Source organism: Rhizobium sp. AG207R (genome assembly GCF_027109195.1).
Lineage (GTDB): Bacteria > Pseudomonadota > Alphaproteobacteria > Rhizobiales > Rhizobiaceae > Rhizobium > Rhizobium dioscoreae.
Window position 1 is genome coordinate 63,056 of the sequence record NZ_JAEPVT010000008.1, and the last position, 16,885, is coordinate 79,940.

17 protein-coding genes and 3 pseudogenes are annotated in these 16,885 nt (G+C 57.9%); 10 read left to right on the forward strand and 10 right to left on the reverse strand.

The window, feature by feature from the left end; genetic code table 11:
* Both JJQ51_RS19865 and JJQ51_RS19870 read left to right on the forward strand, forming a co-directional pair.
* Positions 1–237, forward strand: a pseudogene (locus tag JJQ51_RS19865) (transcriptional regulator); the annotation flags it as partial.
* A gap of 125 nt (positions 238–362) precedes the next feature.
* Complete coding sequence (locus JJQ51_RS19870; protein WP_113391245.1) at positions 363–701, forward strand: hypothetical protein; 339 nt, start codon at positions 363–365, stop codon at positions 699–701.
* On the opposite strand, the gene JJQ51_RS19875 is transcribed toward JJQ51_RS19870, so the two are convergent.
* On the reverse strand, positions 702–1,154 hold the full coding sequence (locus tag JJQ51_RS19875; RefSeq protein WP_331275828.1) for an NUDIX hydrolase: 453 nt from the start codon (positions 1,152–1,154) through the stop codon (positions 702–704).
* Between the two features lie 197 nt (positions 1,155–1,351).
* Between JJQ51_RS19875 and JJQ51_RS19880 the strand changes: the two genes are divergently transcribed.
* Positions 1,352–2,803 (forward strand): CYTH and CHAD domain-containing protein, encoded by a 1,452-nt coding sequence (locus JJQ51_RS19880; protein ID WP_269245173.1) that lies wholly within the window; start codon positions 1,352–1,354, stop codon positions 2,801–2,803.
* A 179-nt stretch (positions 2,804–2,982) separates the two neighbouring features.
* Here the strand turns inward: JJQ51_RS19880 and JJQ51_RS32950 are convergent, their stop codons facing one another.
* The 8 genes and pseudogenes from JJQ51_RS32950 to JJQ51_RS19915 form a co-directional block, all read right to left on the reverse strand.
* The gene (locus JJQ51_RS32950; protein ID WP_442967338.1) at positions 2,983–3,153 is read right to left on the reverse strand and encodes a hypothetical protein; all 171 of its coding nucleotides are present in this window, start codon (positions 3,151–3,153) and stop codon (positions 2,983–2,985) included.
* 303 nt (positions 3,154–3,456) lie between these two features.
* Positions 3,457–3,763 (reverse strand): annotated as a pseudogene (locus JJQ51_RS19885) (DNA polymerase Y family protein); the annotation flags it as partial.
* Between the two features lie 162 nt (positions 3,764–3,925).
* Positions 3,926–4,261 (reverse strand): annotated as a pseudogene (locus JJQ51_RS19890) (DUF4143 domain-containing protein); the annotation flags it as partial.
* 1,131 nt (positions 4,262–5,392) lie between these two features.
* Positions 5,393–5,896, reverse strand: a complete 504-nt coding sequence (locus JJQ51_RS19895) for a DUF4405 domain-containing protein (RefSeq protein ID WP_113420988.1) — start codon at positions 5,894–5,896, stop codon at positions 5,393–5,395.
* A 14-nt stretch (positions 5,897–5,910) separates the two neighbouring features.
* Positions 5,911–6,990: a 4-oxalomesaconate tautomerase gene (locus JJQ51_RS19900; RefSeq protein ID WP_113391240.1), complete on the reverse strand. Its 1,080-nt coding sequence runs from the start codon at positions 6,988–6,990 to the stop codon at positions 5,911–5,913.
* The gene (locus tag JJQ51_RS19905; protein WP_113352385.1) at positions 6,983–7,654 is read right to left on the reverse strand and encodes a 4-carboxy-4-hydroxy-2-oxoadipate aldolase/oxaloacetate decarboxylase; all 672 of its coding nucleotides are present in this window, start codon (positions 7,652–7,654) and stop codon (positions 6,983–6,985) included. The genes JJQ51_RS19900 and JJQ51_RS19905 overlap by 8 nt, the downstream gene beginning before the upstream one ends.
* Position 7,655: 1 nt before the next feature.
* On the reverse strand, positions 7,656–8,618 hold the full coding sequence (locus JJQ51_RS19910; RefSeq protein ID WP_113352384.1) for a VOC family protein: 963 nt from the start codon (positions 8,616–8,618) through the stop codon (positions 7,656–7,658).
* A gap of 20 nt (positions 8,619–8,638) precedes the next feature.
* Entirely contained in the window at positions 8,639–9,373 is a 735-nt protein-coding gene (locus tag JJQ51_RS19915; RefSeq protein WP_113391238.1) for a PIG-L deacetylase family protein, read from the reverse strand.
* A 280-nt stretch (positions 9,374–9,653) separates the two neighbouring features.
* Here JJQ51_RS19915 and JJQ51_RS19920 point away from each other — a divergent pair, with 280 nt between their 5' ends.
* From JJQ51_RS19920 to JJQ51_RS19950, 7 genes are all read left to right on the forward strand, one after another.
* Positions 9,654–10,508 (forward strand): branched-chain amino acid ABC transporter permease, encoded by an 855-nt coding sequence (locus JJQ51_RS19920; protein WP_113352382.1) that lies wholly within the window; start codon positions 9,654–9,656, stop codon positions 10,506–10,508.
* Positions 10,508–11,557: a branched-chain amino acid ABC transporter permease gene (locus JJQ51_RS19925; RefSeq protein ID WP_113391237.1), complete on the forward strand. Its 1,050-nt coding sequence runs from the start codon at positions 10,508–10,510 to the stop codon at positions 11,555–11,557. Before JJQ51_RS19920 ends, JJQ51_RS19925 begins: the two co-directional genes overlap by 1 nt.
* A complete protein-coding gene (locus JJQ51_RS19930) occupies positions 11,554–12,306 on the forward strand; it encodes an ABC transporter ATP-binding protein (RefSeq protein WP_113352380.1) in 753 nt (250 codons plus the stop codon). Before JJQ51_RS19925 ends, JJQ51_RS19930 begins: the two co-directional genes overlap by 4 nt.
* Positions 12,299–13,006 carry an ABC transporter ATP-binding protein gene (locus JJQ51_RS19935; protein ID WP_113391236.1) on the forward strand — a complete coding sequence of 236 codons (708 nt, stop codon included), beginning with the start codon at positions 12,299–12,301 and terminating at the stop codon, positions 13,004–13,006. Before JJQ51_RS19930 ends, JJQ51_RS19935 begins: the two co-directional genes overlap by 8 nt.
* A gap of 89 nt (positions 13,007–13,095) precedes the next feature.
* Complete coding sequence (locus JJQ51_RS19940) at positions 13,096–14,265, forward strand: ABC transporter substrate-binding protein (RefSeq protein ID WP_269245175.1); 1,170 nt, start codon at positions 13,096–13,098, stop codon at positions 14,263–14,265.
* A 74-nt stretch (positions 14,266–14,339) separates the two neighbouring features.
* Positions 14,340–15,227, forward strand: coding sequence for an NAD(P)-dependent oxidoreductase (locus JJQ51_RS19945; RefSeq protein ID WP_113391234.1), 888 nt, complete (start codon positions 14,340–14,342; stop codon positions 15,225–15,227).
* Positions 15,224–16,435, forward strand: coding sequence for a LysR family transcriptional regulator (locus JJQ51_RS19950; protein ID WP_113391233.1), 1,212 nt, complete (start codon positions 15,224–15,226; stop codon positions 16,433–16,435). The genes JJQ51_RS19945 and JJQ51_RS19950 overlap by 4 nt, the downstream gene beginning before the upstream one ends.
* A gap of 255 nt (positions 16,436–16,690) precedes the next feature.
* Here the strand turns inward: JJQ51_RS19950 and JJQ51_RS19955 are convergent, their stop codons facing one another.
* Positions 16,691–16,873 carry a hypothetical protein gene (locus JJQ51_RS19955; protein ID WP_162749491.1) on the reverse strand — a complete coding sequence of 61 codons (183 nt, stop codon included), beginning with the start codon at positions 16,871–16,873 and terminating at the stop codon, positions 16,691–16,693.
* Positions 16,874–16,885 lie beyond the last annotated feature (12 nt).

Consider the following 16,885-nt stretch of genomic DNA (forward strand, 5'->3'; position numbering starts at 1 on the left):
ATGCTATCTGGCAGGCAGATTTCGGCCTCTCGAGCGCTCATCGGTATGCCGCAAGCAACGCTCGCTCTCGCTGCGAATATCTCCGTGCCGACGCTGAAACGCATGGAAGCAAGCGAAGGCCCGGCCACCGGCATGCGGAATCATGTTGTCGCGGTCCGCGCCGTCCTCGAAACAGCTGGCGTGACGTTCCTCCAAGCTGGCAGCGTTGCGTCGGGTCCCGGCATCTCATTACGTACGGGCAGCGGCGCTGCACAGGATATGGACGAAAATGAGGTTGTGCAGTACCCCGAGAACTTAGAGAACGACGCGCCGCCCGGCGCCGGTGGCTAGGTCCCGGGCAGTACCGCTTAAGGAGAAATCACATGGGTGAGAAGCGCAAGAAGATTTACCAGGCTCTCGTTGACGGAGCTACCGAAGGTCTGACAGGCGATGCCTTGTATGAGTTCGTGTTGAAGCGCTGCCCGAAAACCTCCAGCAAGAAGATTGTCCGCGCCTCGCTGCTGGCCCTGACCGATCCTGGCGTCACGGACAAGAATGTGCTCGACACGATCTATGCCCTGGCGATCAAACACCGCATGGATGAGGTTCGTGTGGCGGACGATTATGACGGGGAAGATGTCGAAGAAGACAGAGAAGTCGTTCCATCGGTCCAAAGAGCGGAACGCCGCAAGGCTGAAAGCCGGGCACCTGTACAGCACTGATCAGGCGAATTTCGCGCCGTTGGCGAAAGATCCAGGGATCCCACTACATCCTGAAACCACGACCAAGCTGAAAACCTGGTCCGTCCGTGGTGCCAGAATCGCCGATCCCATCGGCAAACTTGCGTAGCAGCTCGCGCAGCCCTGGTTGCGAGACTTCGACCGGCGCAGCCGCCAGGGGAAACCAAGCCTTCTTTCGCGTCGATTTTGAGGATAGTCCATCGCGATCCTTGTCACCTCTGCAAGGTGAACCGAGACATGGTAGCGATCCGGCGTGCTGTCCTTCTCATAGGTGAATATTCCGAAAATTTCCACCTCGACACGACCGACCACGCCCGCTTCCTCGAAAGATTCGCGAGCCGCTGTGATCTCGCTGGTCTCGCCGGCATCAATGTGGCCTTTCGGAATGCCCCATCTGCCATTCCGACGGCTGCCGACGAGAAGGATTTTGAGCACTCCATCATCCCGGCGGCGGTAACAGATCGCACCCGCCTGCGGAACATCGCGAGCGGCGGAAACGTTCGACGCATATCGTTGCGCGCTCGAGAGCATGGCTGTTTTCGATTTCTTCCTATCTCTCATACAGTCGCTATAGCACTGGACTATGACAGCTAGGTCCGTGCTGAATTCGGCCTTATCAAACGGAGTCCGCCTTGTCGTCAGAAACCGAAGTCAAGCTTGATCTCTCACCCGAATCCCTCGAAGCCATCCTTGGTTCCGATCTGCTGGGCGAGCCCGAAAAGATTGTCCGGCAGCGGTCCACCTACTTCGACACCTCCGATCGTAGACTGTGGAAAAAAGGCTTCACGCTTCGAATTCGGCAGGTGGGCGCCGCGCGCACCCAAACCGTCAAGGCGACTGGACCCGGCAGGTCGCTGTTTGCGAGATCCGAGTGGGAGACGCCGGTTGAGCGAGAGGAACCCGTTCTCGACCACACCTCGCCGCTTCTGGGGGAATTTGGAAACAGCCTGAAACTGGAGCCGCTCTTCGATGTTGTCGTCGAAAGGCGGCTGTGGAATGCGGAGGAGAATGGTTCCAGCCTCGAGGTCGTCGTCGACCGGGGCGAAGTGGTTTCGGGCGAACGCTCTTCTCCGATCCGTGAGACCGAAATCGAGCTGAAGGATGGCAGTCCCAGCGATCTCTTTACTTTTGCCAGGAAGATAGACGAGATTGCCCGCTTTCGGTTCGGGGTGCGTTCGAAGGCGGAGCGGGGTTACGCCCTTGTCGAGGCGCAGAAGACGGTCTTCAAGTCGGAGCCGCTTCATCTCGATCGTGACATGAATGCCGCGGCGGCGTTCAAGGCCATCGCGTCTTCGTGCTTACGGCAGTTCCGCTTGAACGAGGATGTCCTCCTTTATCGACGCAACGCCGAGGCTCTCCATCAGGCGCGCGTGGCGCTGCGGCGGCTGCGATCGGCCTTCTCCATATTCAAACCGGTGCTTCCTGACGAGGAGCCGCGGCGGCTGAACAACGAATTGCGATGGCTGGCGGCGGTGCTTGGAGAGGCCCGCAATGTCGACGTCCTGCTCGGGAAAGCGGCCGAACCGGATCTTGTCTTTAAGCTGAAAGCAGCGCGCGAGAACACCTACCGTGATGCGGTCGATGCCTTATCCTCACCGCGCGCGCGAGCACTGATGCTTGACCTGCTGCAATGGCTTGAATGTGGAGACTACCTTCATGGCAATTCCCCAGTGTCGGCGGAAATTCCGGATGCACTCACCTTCGCTGGGCGGGCACTTGAGAAACAGCGCAAGAAGCTCAAGAAGGACGGCGGCGCGCTGGCAAAGCTGGACGACGAGCATCGTCACAAGGTTCGCAAGGATGCGAAAAAGCTTCGCTATGCAGCCGAGTTCTTCGCATCGCTTTTCGATGACAAGCGCGGCAGGCGTCGGCACGCGAAATTCCTTGCCGCGATGGAAGCCCTTCAAGACGACTTGGGAGCATTGAACGATCTGGTGTCGGTTCCCGGCGTCCTGGAGAAACACTGGCTGGCGAACCACCCGGCGAGCGACACGGTTCTTTCCCATGCCGAGAAGGATGCCTTGATCGACAGTGCCCAGGCCCATGTCGATGATGTGCTCGACGCGAAGCGGTTTTGGAAATGACGGGAGCGGCGGGCGGGGCACCTTCTGGCTTGCGACCGGTGGGTCTGCCATCAACCAGCCGATAGGCAGATTAATCTGTCGCAATTCGACCGACGGCTCATGAGGAGCTCAAAACTTGATCAATTATTTGGCATATTCACCAGCAGAATGTCGGGATGACAAAGCGGGCGAGCGCGTGGCTATGGTGATATCGCTACATTAGAGCGTTGAGCGAGATCCAGCGCTCGAGCCCGTTCGATTTCGCCACTGAGCGCAATCTTGAACTCACGAAAACCTGAAAAACCGAGTATTCGACAAAACCGAACGATAGAAGCAGACCCGCTGTCGGTATTATGAGCGAGTTCCGCCACCGACAGTCCCAAAACGATCTCAGGATCTTGTGCTATGTACAAAACGACCGCGCCAAGGCTGCAGGGGCAGTGTTGATTGCGTCATAAATCATGTCCAGAAGCACCGGCTGCCGCTTGATAATGTCTTGCATGAATCTCCTAGATTGGCGTCACGAAGTTGCACCGGGGGCGATCCTTCATGTAAGGCGGGCGCCTTCGTACCGCATGACATTCCACGGTGTATGTCGATAAAACGCAAAAGCAGCAGGTACCGTCTTGAGAGCCGATTGCCAACTACCGTAAGCCCGAATGCACACCATTTGGCCAGTGATGCACCCAGGTTTCAATGACGTCCTCGGCTGCAGCCGAGACGCTGCATTCAGGAACATCGGAGGCCATAGGCGCGATGCGATAGACGCACTGTCCCTGGTTTCCGAAGGTGTCGATCAGCGGCGTGATATCCTCGCCCGCATGGTCACCAGTGACGATCGCTGCTCCTCGCCAAGCGGTCGCTCATGACGGCAATGAGTGTCAGTTTCTCGATGCCGACGCCGGGCTTGATCGTTTCCCTTCGATCCCGGAAGAGCTTGGTCAACCGAGCAACATCGAGCGCCGGCTTGGCTGAGGGCGCAAAGCAGTCGTGCCGCAATAAGCTACAACACCACTTTTAAAGCTCACGATCCGTGGTCGGATCCGTTGATGTGAAGGGATTCGAACTGGAGGCCGGCTTTATCGAAGCGCTCGAAGTTTCAAGAATGTTCAGGCCTGGAGACTGAAGAGAAATTCCCACGCGCTAACGCCACAATGCCGAAATTGGCACGGCGGACAGGCGTTCCCCGAACGGGACAACCTTGTCATGGTCGTACAAGACGATGCCCGAAACAAACCGCTCTCCAGATGCTTCGGCCAACATTCTCAATCCGGAAAAATCGGAAGTCGAGACGGATGCTGCCGCTTTTATCTCGATGCCGACAACCCTCCCTCCTCTGTCCTCGATGACAATATCGACTTCATTCTGCTGCTTGTCACGAAAATGCGAGAACTCAAAGCGGCCATGTCCACTGCTGGCGAGTTTAAGGATCTCCCCAAAGACGAAAGTTTCCAGCAACGCTCCGAACGCCCCCCTGTCCATGACCAATTGAAAGTCAAGGAATGACTAATTGCAATCGGCATGGCGTCTGATTGAAACTGAGGCCGATGCCAAATGGCAGCATGAAGGCGGTAAGAGGCCACGCAGACGCTGAACCTTCGCTGACAGGTCACCGGAACTGATCTAGCTGATCCTCAAAGGAGAGATATTCGCGGAGCGAATCGAAAGCAAAATTGTGCATGTCTCCATCACACCGCCAAGCGACCAACTTTTTACAAATGGAAGGAATCCAAGCTCTTGAGGAATCAGAACCGTAGGCCCTATCATCAGAAATTTCGCATGGAGCAGACCCTTGGGCGAGTCACGAGCTTGGGCTGAAATGACGATTTGAGATCCTCAACCGCTATTTCCACATTCATCTGGCGGACTATCTCCCGACGTTAACGACGATCTCAGGTCCTCAACCCGTCTAGACTCCAACGGGCATATCGTGCAGGCGGCATGCCTCGGCGCACTGAGCACGCGCACCACTCATCCTTTCTATATCGCGCGCTGGAACAACGCGCTTCCGGGGGCTGGGATTGAACGGCAGAATCGAAAACCCTTGTTGGGATCGGACCAAGGGTGAGATGGTCGCGGCTGCGCCAACGGAGCATTACTACGTCGCCTGGCCCCGTCGTCGCTGTCATGCGCCTCGCCGACAAAAGGACGTTGGCAGGGCTGTTGAAGGCCTTAAGCGTCACCAGACCATGGTCGTGACGCTCGCCCATCAGTTATAAAATGGAGCCGGAGCACAGGCCTTCCCTTTCATGATTCGAGCAGTTGCCCGGGTGAAGCGGCATGTCTAACGCTGAGAAGGCTCTTGCAGCTCGTCGTGGTTGATAAGCTGACACTGGCGCCTGTGTCGACGCGCCGCCACGACAACGGGGCCGCACGCCCAGACCGGGCTGGGAAGATCGCTACCGACCAGGAATTTTTGGCCTGGGAGTCTCATTGACGATCTGTAGAAATAAAGGCGGCAGCTGAATCCCTGGTTCTCTTTTTTGTTCTGCTCAGGCGGTTGCAAACCGAATCCGATCAGGTTGGGTGCGTCAATCGCCATCTCCTTGACAGTGTGGTAGGCGATTAGATTTTCCGTCAGGACTTCACCAAAAACCTCTCGGCATACAGCTAGGGCGACGCAGTCAGGATGTTGATCAATTCTGCTTCACCCTTGCCGGACCGAGCCGCGATCTCATTGAGATGCATATCAGGGCTGACTGCTGAAAATCCCGCAGCTAGCAGCCGCTCCTGAAGGGCTTGGGATGAAGTCGCGAGCAAAGGCGCGACATCCGAGACCCGATTCTGCAAGATTCGGTTTGCGAACGCGATCTGCGGAGGTCCTCCAGTGTGCGAACCCGGCGCGTTGGAGATCGTTGCGTAGTAAAGTGATGCAGCAAGGGAAACTCCGAGTGCAACGGTCATGGGCAGACGCTGGAAATAGTTCGTGAACGGTCGCCAATTTTTCCACACATGGAGGAGAAATGGTACGATGAGCACCATGCTCAGCCACTCATGCATCGCACGGAACCAAGACTGCCCAAGGTGTAGGAAGAGAGCGATTCCCGATACCAGCGAGACCAAGAAGAGGCCCGTGATGAATGGGGTGGCATAGCGAAGAAACATGGATTTCATTGGCTTGGTCCAGCTCAGTGAGATTGCTTTTCGCGCTTTTCAATGGGAAAGACCAACCCATCGAATAGCTTTCGGGCAGTCCTCACGGTGCCTGCCCCCGTGACGTTTGCCTGCTCCGTCAGTTCCAGGAACACTTCCATCTCGCCTGTAGGATGCTCGATGCGATACCGCCCATCCGACGGTGCAGTGACAAGTTTGTTGGCAGGCGTTCCGGGAATGCGGGTTGCTGTTGCGACCGTGACGGCGGCTAATACGCCAATTGAAGCATGAACTCGATGAGGTATAAAGCTGCGCGTGTTGATTGCACCACCGGCGGCCGGCCCTGACACCAAAGTCATCTTCGGAACCGACGCCGTGCTGACATCGCCGAGTTTCATCTTCGGCCCGGCCTGCAATCGGATGGCCTCGAGCCGCTGTTTTAAGCCATTATTGGCCTCAAGGTCCTCGCGCGATTCTTGTCCCGTCAACCCGAAGTCTGTTGCCCGCATGATCACGCACGGCATGCCGTTATCGATGAGCGTCGCCTCAATCCCATCAATGACGTCGACTTCCCTGCCTGTCGGCAGAAGGGATCCGCACATCGAGCCCTCAGTGTTCGTGAACAGGATCGGAATCGCTGCGTGCCTGCCTGGTACTCCCGCGATGCCAGTATCACCAAGATAGCTTACTTTGCCGCCAGGCGTGCTTATCTTTGCGACCGCAACCTCACCGGAATTGACCATATGGATTCGCACGGGGGTCACCTCCCCCGAGACTGGAACCAAGCCTCGTTCCAGGGCCGCGGGTCCCACCCCTGCGAGAATGTTTCCGCAGCCTTGGGCGTCACTTACCAAGGCCTGGTCGACGAAGACCTGAAGGAACAGGTAGTCCACATCAGCATCGCTTCTCGTCGGGGGAGACAGAACCGCCACCTTCGAAGTTAGTGGGTCTGCGCCACCGATGCCGTCGATCTGCCGAGGGTCAGGAGATCCCATGACCCGCAGCAGAAGCTCATCTCGCTGCTCTGGGTCGTCCGGCAGGTCACTGGCGAGGAAGTAAGCGCCCTTTGATGTCCCGCCACGCATCCAGAGGCAAGGGATTCCATCCTCATACATATTTCAGCCCCTTGGCTTCGAGCTTGGGCCGCATTTCATAGATGTCGAGCCCAAGCTCACCCGCGGCGAGACGCTTGCGTTTGCTGTCTTCATTGGCGACGCGCTTTTCCGCAGCGACCGCAACCTCTTCCGCTTCCGCCCGCTTGACGACACAGACGCCATCATCATCGGCAACGATGACGTCGCCCGGCTCGACGTAAGCACTGGCGCAAACAACCGGTACGTTCACCGAACCGAGCGTTTCCTTGACGGTTCCTTGCGCCGATACCGCCTTCGACCAGACCGGAAATTTCATGGCTGTCAGATCGCGGACATCGCGCACGCCCGCATTGATGATGAGCCCGCGGCAACCTCGAGCGAGAGCGGAGGTCGCGAGAAGATCGCCGAAGTAACCATCCTCGCAATGCGATGTCGGCGCGATCACAAGAATGTCGCCTTCCTTGATCTGCTCGATCGCGACATGGATCATCCAGTTGTCACCCGGAGGCGCGGAAATTGTTACCGCGGATCCCGCAATCTGGACGCCGGGATAGATTGGCCTCATGTAGCTTGCAAACAGCCCCTTGCGGCCCTGAGCTTCGTGTACCGTTGCGACGCCGGCGGCGGCAAGACGATCGATAACCGATTGGCTCGCTCGTTCGATGTTCTGTACGACGATACCCACTTCATTCTCCTTTCGACCCCACGGGCGGTGTGCCGTGGGTGTGGAATGTTTCGATGGTCTTTAGCCCCCAGGCCTGCCCCTTCTTGCGCTCTGCTTCCGTCCACACGACGGGCTCCCAATCCGGAGCAAGGATCAGTCGGGCACCGGCATTGGCAAGCTCGACGCGGTTGCCGGCAGGTTCCCAGACGTAGAGGAAGAAGGTTCCCTGGATCGCATGCTTGTGCGGCCCGGTTTCGATATGCACGCCATTCTCCAGAAAGATATCGGCAGCCCGCAGGATTTCCTCGCGCGTATCCGTCGCGTATGTGACATGATGGAGTCGGGCGTCGCCTTTGCCGTGCTCTTCCGTGCAGGCAAGGTCGTACCCTTTGTTGTTGATCGTGAACCAGCAGCCACCGACTCGGCCGTTATCGAGCTGGATCATCTCCGTCACCCTCGAGCCGAGGCAGGTTTGCATGAATCGCCGGAATTCGGTCACGTCTGAAGCCAGGAGGTTCAGATGATCGAGGCGGCGTGGATGGCATCCCTGCCCGTGATATCGGGATGCAATGTTCTTCAGAGCCGGCTTTTGCTCTTCCGGCGGCTGGTAGCGCACGGTGTCGTAGTAGAGCTCGAACACGTGTCCGAACGGATCCTTGAACCGAAACGCCCGTCCGTGACCCTGATCACCGTCCACCCAGCCTATAATATGGAAGCCGCTCTCCTCGATCGCCTTAACTCTGCGCGTCAGCGCCTCGGGCGAGGATGCGCGATAGGCAATATGCCCAACGCCCGTCGTGTGGTGGCGCGTCAGCTTCAGGGTATGGAACTCATAATCGTCCCAGGCCCGAAGATATGCCGAATTCTCGTCCTGAGCCGAAAGCGTCAGACCGTAAATGCGCAAAAAGAAATCGAGACTTTCATCGAACTTGTTCGTGTACATCTCGACGTGCGCCAGGTGCGCGATGTCGAAGCACGGCTCCATGTTCATCCTCCCTAGGTCGATCAAAGCTCGTCGACCGTGCGCGGAAAGATCGACTGGAACCCTTCCGCATATTTCGATGCGCGGCCGCCGGATTGGCCGCCGGAATTACGCTGGAAATGGTTGGCACGGTTCTGAGCGACGCGGGTATAGAATTCCCAGAGGTGCTCCTGGCCTTCCATGCATTCGATAGCCGCGCGCTTCTTTTCCCAGACTGGTGTTATGTCAAGGAAAACATCGGGCTTCCAGCCCATCTGCTCCGTCTGGTGCGGCTCGAACAGGTAGAGCTGCGGTGCGCCAAGCACCTCCTGGCCGGGATTGTGACCCCACGCCTGCGCGATCATGCGCGCCTCGAGGGCCACCTGCGTGGCATACATATGGTCCGTGTTATAAGGGTCGTATTGGGAATGGCTCAGCATGAAGGAGGGCTGCACGTCGCGGATAACGTCGACGAGATGGTACTTGTCCTCGTCTGTCAGCCGCAGCGGGTAGTCGCCGAGGTCGAAGCTGATGAGATCATGCACGCCAAGCGTCTTCGCGGCCTTCTCCGCTTCGCGGCGTCTTGCCGCCTTGACCTTCTCCAGCGTCATGCCGTTTTCTTTCCAAAGCTTGGCTGACTCACCGCGCTCACCGAATGAAAGGCATACGACCGTTACGTCGTATCCTTTGTCAGCATGTAGGGCGATCGCGCCACCGCAGCGCCAGACGAAATCAGCGGCATGGGCACTGATTACGAGTGCAGTCTTCTTTTCCGACATTGGATGTCTCCTTCCTGTTAGAGAGATATCGCGCCGGGGAAAGCGATTTGCCAATTTGGAAGTGACGCTAATCCGATAAGTTTTCGCTATAGATGAATCTTCGCATCGAAAAGCGCCGGTCGCGCTATAGCTTTTTGTTATATCATGCGGGCCATTTTGAAATAGCCTTCCCGGCTCGATCCCTCCACCCTGATGCGACTAAAACTGGCTCGTCTTGTCGAGCCCGCAACGTGATGTGCCACCCGAAGAAGCGAGAATATCGGCGGCACAGGGAGGAAGCATGTTGACCCTTCTCTTCGATGGGCTGGCCTATGGAATGTTGCTGTTCGTCCTGTCGTGCGGATTGGCTGTCACCCTCGGGCTGATGAATTTCATCAACCTGGCGCACGGCGCCTTCGCTATGGCTGGTGGCTATGTCACCGTCATCCTGACAAACCGCTGGGGCGTGCCATTTCTGCTGACGCTGCCGATCGCCTTCATCTTCACGGCCATCGCGGGCCTGGTTCTGGAACGGACTCTCTACACAAGGCTGTTCCACAAGACCCACCTGGATCAGGTTCTATTCTCGATCGGGATCGTCTTCATCGCTGTCGCCGGTATCGACTATCTGATGGGGTCGCAGCAGCAGATTCTCGATCTGCCTGAATTCCTGAAAGGACGCGTATCCTTTTTCGGTGTCGGTATTGGCGTCTATCGCGCCTTTCTGATCCTCGTGTGCGGCGTCCTTGCAGGCTGCCTGCAGCTTGTCCTCAGCCGCACGCGCTTCGGCAGCAGGCTGAGGGCGTCGGTGGACGATCAGCGGGTTGCTCGCGGCGTCGGCATCCGCGTCAACACGATCTTTGCGGCGACCTTCGCCGCCGGATCCGGTCTTGCAGGACTGGGAGGGGCGCTTGGAGCGGAAATCCTCGGCCTCGACCCAACCTTCCCGCTGAAGTTCATGGTCTACTTCCTGATCGTGGTGTCTGTCGGCGGAACGTCGAGCATGACCGGACCGCTCGTCGCCTCGATCCTGCTCGGGATGGCCGACGTCCTCGGTAAATACTACGTGCCGTCGCTTGGCGGCTTCATCATCTACATCGTGCTCGTGGCTGTTCTCGTTGTTCGTCCCCAGGGCCTTTTCTCGAGGGCTGGCTGATGTCCGTGACGCACCAACTCAATGGTCCGCTTTCGAATGCTGTCAAAGCAAGCCTGAGGCGACAAACCCGGTGGGCTTTGCTGGAAGTCCTATTCTGGATCGCTGCGGTGGCATCCTGGTTCCTGTTGCCTGATGAACACCTGATCCTCACCCAGATTACGATCTTCGCCCTCCTCGCCCTCTCGATCGACCTGATCCTGGGCTTCGCGGGGATCGTGACCCTCGGACAGGCCGCGCTTTACGGCGTTGGCGCATACGCCAGCGGCCTATTCTCGATCTACGTTACCGGAGAGCCGCTGATCGGATTATTGGTTGCGGCAGCGGCGGGTGCCGCCGTGGCGCTGGCGACCAGTTTCCTGCTGTTGCGTGGCGCCGATCTGACGCGGCTGATGGTCACTCTCGGCGTTGCCGCGGTTCTCCACGAGATCGCCAACCAGGCCGGATGGCTGACGGGCGGGGCCGACGGACTGCAAAACATCACGATTGATCCGCTGTTCGGGTCCTTCAATTTCGACATCTATGGCCATGTCGGATATGCCTATTGCCTGACGGTCCTCTTCGTCCTGTTCGTGCTCGCCCGCTATCTGATGGCCTCGCCCTTCGGCAATTCCCTGAAGGCCATCCGCGACAATCCGCTGCGCGCTTCAGCCGTCGGTATCCCGGTGAAGGCTCGCCAGATTGCGATTTATACGCTGGCGGGTGCCTATGCGGGCATCGCTGGCGCACTCTTCACCCAGACACAGCAGTTCATCTCGCTCGACGTCCTCTCGTTTCAAAAGTCTGCAGACGGGTTGATGGTGCTCGTCATCGGCGGAACGGGTTATCTCTACGGCGGTCTGATCGGGGCGCTCTTCTACGAACTGATCCAGGACGCTCTCTCGTCCGTGACCCCGCAATACTGGCAGTTCTGGCTCGGCATCCTACTGGTCGCCTTCGTTCTCGTGGGCCGGGATCGGCCGCGCCAGATCATCGAACAAATAGCAGCACGTGGCCTCGGTGCGCGAAAGGCGCCATCTTCGATCCGGGCGTCGAAAGGAGAAGCGTCATGACCGCGCTCGCCTTGGAAACAAGGGGTCTGAATAAGGTGTTCGGCGCCTTGAATGCGACCACAGATGTCAACTTTGGCTTGGAGCATGGCGCGCGCCACGCACTGATCGGCCCTAACGGTGCGGGGAAGACGACATTCATCAATCTGCTCACCGGCGTTTTGCAGCCATCAGGTGGCGAGATCTTACTGAACGGAGAAGTTGTCACCCGCCTAAAGCTGGAGCGACGGGTCGCAAGGGGACTGGTTCGAACCTTCCAGATCAACCAGCTCTTTGCAGGATTGACCGTGATTGAGAGCCTGGCGCTCGTCATTGCTGAACGTGACCGCCGCGGATGGAACCTCCTGCGGCCAACGCATGCAATCAAAGGATTGGAGAAGGAGATTGGAATCCTGCTCGAAGACTTTGGCCTCGACGGAGTGGGCGACGAAAAATGCTCGGCGCTGCCCTACGGCAAGCAACGCCTCCTGGAGATCGCGCTGGCGATAGCATCCAAACCGCGCGTGCTACTGCTTGACGAACCCGCCGCGGGTGTGCCCGAAGCCGACCGGAAGGAGGTCATGAGGCGGATATCGGCCTTGCCATCGGACGTCTCTATCCTGCTGATCGAGCACGACATGGATCTCGTCTTCAACTTCGCCAAAAGGATTTCCGTCCTTGTCTCAGGCGCGCTTTTTGCGGAAGGCAGCGTAGACGAGATCGCCCGGGATCAACGCGTCAAGGAAGTCTATCTTGGGGGTGCCCATGACTGAAGTTCTCAGGATAGATGCACTGTCCGCCGGTTACGGCAAGGCGACAGTGCTTCACAACGTCAACATCTCGGTGGAACAGGGAACGGCTCTTGCACTGCTCGGCCGCAATGGCGTGGGCAAGACGACGACACTGAACACGATCGTCGGGCTGACCCGGTACCAGTCCGGCTCGATCAAGCTTAATGGCGCCTCTATCGAGCGCATGGCCCCGGAGCGGCGGGTCGAGGCTGGCGTCGGCTGGGTTCCACAAGAGCGCGGGATCTTCCGTTCTTTGACCGTCGAGGAAAACATCACCGCGGTGGCGAGACCTGGGAGATGGACGCTGCAAGCTGTCTACGAACTCTTCCCCCGGCTCCAGGAGCGTTGTTCGAATTTAGGCAATCAGCTTTCAGGCGGCGAGCAGCAGATGCTGTCGATCGCCCGCGCTCTGGTTCTCAATCCGCGTATTCTACTGCTCGACGAACCGACTGAAGGCCTCGCGCCGATCATTGTCGAGGAACTGCTGGTAGCCATTCGAAGGATCGTTCGGGAAGAAGGTCTTGCCGCAATTATCGTCGAGCAGCATGCGCAACAGATCCTCGCGATCTCGGATAGCGCGGTCATTCTTGATCGGGGAAGCGTCGCGTATTCGGGTAGCAGCGCTTGCCTTGCCGATGATCGGGCGACGTTGGGCAAGTTTCTCGGCGTCGGTGCGGCCTAGTGATCGCAGCTCCGGCAACCGATCGAATGAAATCAAGCAAACGGCGTGCGGCCAAAAATGGCCATAACCCGGTCAACAAGGAGGAGAGAATGAACATGAAAGGCATCATTGCCACAGCGGCTGCAGTGCTCACGATCATGGCGGCGACCGCCGTTTCCGGACGTGCCGAAGATGCGGTGAAGGTCGGCGTCGTTATTCCGATGACGGGCGGCTTCCAATCGAATGGGCGTCAGATCAACGCAGCGCTAAAGACTTACGTTGCCACGCACGGCGACACAGCCGGCGGCAAGAAGGTTGAGTTTATCGTGAAGGACGACGCCAGCTCTCCGGACAATGCGCTTCGCATCTCCCAGGAACTCGTCACCAACGACAAGGTGTCGATCCTGACCGGATTCGGCAACACACCGACGGCGCTTTCGGTGGCACAACTTTCGAAACGTGCGAAGATCCCTCAGGTGATTATGGTGGCGGCCACCTCCTCGATCATGAAGGCGTCCCCGTACATGCTTCGCACCTCCTGGACGATCCCGCAGGTCGCGAGCGTCATCGGAAAATGGGCTTCCGAAAACGGTACGAAGAAGTTCGTCTCGATCGTATCGGACTATGGCCCGGGCAAGGATGCCGAGGAATGGTTCTCGAAGACATTGGAGGAGAATGGCGGCACGATCGTTTCCAAGCTCAAAGTTCCGCTCGCAAATCCCGATTTCGCGCCTTTCCTTCAACGAGCTGCGGATGAAAAGCCTGAAGGCCTGTTCGTGTTCGTTCCGACGGGCGCCGGCGCGGCCTTCATGAAACAATTTGTCGAACGCGGTCTCGACAAGTCTGGCATCAAGGTCATTGCCATGGCTGACGTCACGGATGACGACTTGCTGAACGACATGGGCGAGCCCGCGCTGGGGGTTATCACCGGAGGCCCTTACTCCACCAATCATGACTCACCGCAGAACAAGACGTTCGTCGAAGCCTTCAAGAAGAACAACGACGGGATGCGTCCGAACATGGTCGCGGCCGCGGCATGGGATGCGTTGGACCTGATCTACAAGACGCTTGACAAGACCAAGGGCGACGCAAGCGGTGCGACCTTTGTCAAGGCCGCCGAGGGCATGCAGCTCAACAGCCCGCGCGGGCCGATCTCGATCGATCCGGAGACGCACGACATCATCCAGAACATCTATATGCGGAAGGTTGAGAAGGTCGACGGCGAATTTTACAACACCGAATTCCAGACGATCCAGAACGTCAAGGATCCGGCCCATTGAAACCGAGGCGCGGAGATAGGTCCTGCCTCCGCGCCTCATTGCATTGAACAAACCAGGTGTCGAGAGAGATAAGCATGACAAAGGTCGGTCTGGTGGGATTTGGAGAAGCCGCGCAGGCTTTTGTTTCCGGATGGCGAGCCGATGAGATCAGCAGCCGAGAACTCGAGGACGTGACCACGTTCGACGTGAAGGTCGAAGACCTCGAGACCCTGTCCGGGCTGCAGGACCGCTGTAAGGATCTTCAGGTTTTGTGCGCCAAAATTCCCGCTGAAGCGCTTGCTGATCGCCAGCTCGTGTTTAGCCTTGTGACCGCTGATAGGGCGTTGCAGGCCGCAACCGGCGCGGCGGAAAACCTCGAAAGAGGCGCACTCTACCTTGACTGCAATTCATGTTCGCCCAACACGAAGTTAAAGGCAGCAGAAGTCATCGAGGTGGCCGGCGGGATCTATATCGACGTCGCGGTCATGGCTCCGGTATATCCCGCGCGTCACCGTACCGCGCTTTTGCTGTCGGGTTCGTCGGCCGACAAGGCTCTGGACCTTCTCTCCAGCCTCAACATGAACGCCACAGTTGCGGGACATAGGGTCGGACAGGCATCATCGATCAAGATGCTCAGATCAGTGATGATCAAAGGCTTCGAAGCGCTGACCGCGGAGTGCTTTCTGGCTGCAAGGCGCGCCGGTGTCGAGGCAGCTGTTCTGGCGTCACTTCAATCTTCCGATCCCGGGCTGGACTGGAACAAGCGAGCAACTTACAACCTCGAGAGAATGATGGTCCACGGACAAAGAAGAGCTGCGGAGATGGTCGAAGTTGCAGCAACACTGAGAGAGCTCGGACTGCCGGATCGAATGGCAACCGCGACGGCGGATTGGCAACGTCAAATCGGCGGAAGGGTGACACGGTCCGTCGAAGACTCTCTGCAAGCCAGGACCGACGCGATTTTGGGGTCGACGCTCGATTGAATAACGGAAAGTCTCCAGCATCTCAGATCCAGCACAACCTTCGCCATCTGAGGGTGTTTCTGACTGTTGTGACCACCAACTCGGTGACTAAGACCGCGGCAGCCTGTCATTTGTCACAGCCGGCTGTAACGCAGGCGCTGTCAAAAATCGAGCGAGAGCTTCACACGAAGCTGTTCACGAGAACACCAACAGGGCTCTTCGCGACGGCTCACGGCGACCTCCTTGCCAAGAGGGTCCGGCGGGCGTTTGCATATCTGGATCCTGCACTCGACGAACTGAGCCCTCGCCTGCGGATGCTGACGACCACATCTCAGCTTCGTGCCCTGATCGCAGTGCGCGAGTGCGAGAACTTCACCCTCGCGGCAAAGAGGCTCGGCCTGGCGCAACCAACGGTGCACAGAGCGATCACGCAGTTCGAAGAAGAAGCGGGCCGCACTTTGTTCGATCGCACATCCTTTGGAATTGTGGCGACCAAGGCGGCGAACGGGCTTGCCCAGGCGGCCCGTCTCGCACTTGCGGAGCTTGCGCAGGCCGAGGTCGATTTGGCCGACGCGAACGATGAGGAAGCTGGACAGATCGTCATCGGCGCCATGCCTCTATCGCGCTCTTTTGTTCTTCCACGAGCAATCGCAGAGTTCCGAAAGCTCCGACCAAAGACGCCAATTCATGTCCTCGAGGGTCCGTACGCCGACCTCCTTTCGGGTCTGCGGCGCGGGGAGATAGATTTTCTGATTGGAGCGATGCGCGATCCGCCCCCTATCGGCGATGTCGAGCAGCGTGTGCTGTTCACAGACACCATCGTCGTCGTCGCTGGCAAGGATCACCCCCTGCTTGAAAAGGGCGTGCCGACGACGGAGCAGCTCGCATCGTTCCCATGGGTCGTCGGGCAGGTCGGAACTCCGATCCGAAGGCACTTCGACGCAATGTTCGAAGGACTTGGTCGGCAACCGCTCAGCATCGTCGAGTCCAGTTCGCTCATCCTCATGCGCGAACTTCTGGATCGGACCAATCATTTAGGCTGCATTTCCTTTCTGCAAGCACAAGCTGAGATTTCACGAGGACTGCTAAAGGCACTCCCCCTCGAATTAGGGCATACTGCCAGGCCGATAGGCGTCACCTGTCGGGCGGAATGGCTGCCCACGGTTGGCCAGCAACTTTTCCTCGACCTCGTCATTCAGACGGCAAGAACCGCTGGCATTGACCCGTGAAGATTGTTCCAGAAGTCATTTCCGGGCAGTGGGCGGAAATAAGCTCGCTCGCTTGAAAACTAAGAAAAAATTCCTTGTGTGCTATCGTGTGGACGACATCATCAGTCGGATGCAGAGTCTGATCCAAGAAGTCGGATAGGAACCTGACGAACGTGGTCCTAACTGCTTCGATGGGCGCTCCAATAAGCAGCGGCAAGCCTTCCGCTAGCGCTAGCGGACTTGTCACGTCCATCCAACCTCGCATGTGCTTCGCGCTTATGCAGCTTTGCGCAAAGCATGCGCAATTTTACAAATGCGCTTTGACCGATAGACGAGGAATGGAATCGGCTTACTTTTCACATCGGCACTTGCGAGTGAATCATCCAAAAAGGCAGCCTCTATTCGCGGGATGGTTATTGCTTCATCCTTAGCGACGCGATCGGCGGCTTTGAGCATCATGCTCTCCTCTCG

Excerpts from the sequence above, each read along its gene's own strand:
- JJQ51_RS19925 (WP_113391237.1), top strand. The coding sequence starts at position 10,508 with ATGTCCGTGACGCACCAACTCAATGGTCCGCTTTCGAATGCTGTCAAA.
- JJQ51_RS19940 (WP_269245175.1), top strand. The coding sequence starts at position 13,096 with ATGAACATGAAAGGCATCATTGCCACAGCGGCTGCAGTGCTCACGATC.
- JJQ51_RS19895 (WP_113420988.1), bottom strand. The coding sequence starts at position 5,896 with ATGAAATCCATGTTTCTTCGCTATGCCACCCCATTCATCACGGGCCTC.
- JJQ51_RS19945 (WP_113391234.1), top strand. The coding sequence starts at position 14,340 with ATGACAAAGGTCGGTCTGGTGGGATTTGGAGAAGCCGCGCAGGCTTTT.
- JJQ51_RS19910 (WP_113352384.1), bottom strand. The coding sequence starts at position 8,618 with ATGGAGCCGTGCTTCGACATCGCGCACCTGGCGCACGTCGAGATGTAC.
- JJQ51_RS19870 (WP_113391245.1), top strand. The coding sequence starts at position 363 with ATGGGTGAGAAGCGCAAGAAGATTTACCAGGCTCTCGTTGACGGAGCT.
- JJQ51_RS19900 (WP_113391240.1), bottom strand. The coding sequence starts at position 6,990 with ATGTATGAGGATGGAATCCCTTGCCTCTGGATGCGTGGCGGGACATCA.
- JJQ51_RS19955 (WP_162749491.1), bottom strand. The coding sequence starts at position 16,873 with ATGATGCTCAAAGCCGCCGATCGCGTCGCTAAGGATGAAGCAATAACC.
- JJQ51_RS19930 (WP_113352380.1), top strand. The coding sequence starts at position 11,554 with ATGACCGCGCTCGCCTTGGAAACAAGGGGTCTGAATAAGGTGTTCGGC.
- JJQ51_RS19920 (WP_113352382.1), top strand. The coding sequence starts at position 9,654 with ATGTTGACCCTTCTCTTCGATGGGCTGGCCTATGGAATGTTGCTGTTC.
- JJQ51_RS19935 (WP_113391236.1), top strand. The coding sequence starts at position 12,299 with ATGACTGAAGTTCTCAGGATAGATGCACTGTCCGCCGGTTACGGCAAG.
- JJQ51_RS19915 (WP_113391238.1), bottom strand. The coding sequence starts at position 9,373 with ATGTCGGAAAAGAAGACTGCACTCGTAATCAGTGCCCATGCCGCTGAT.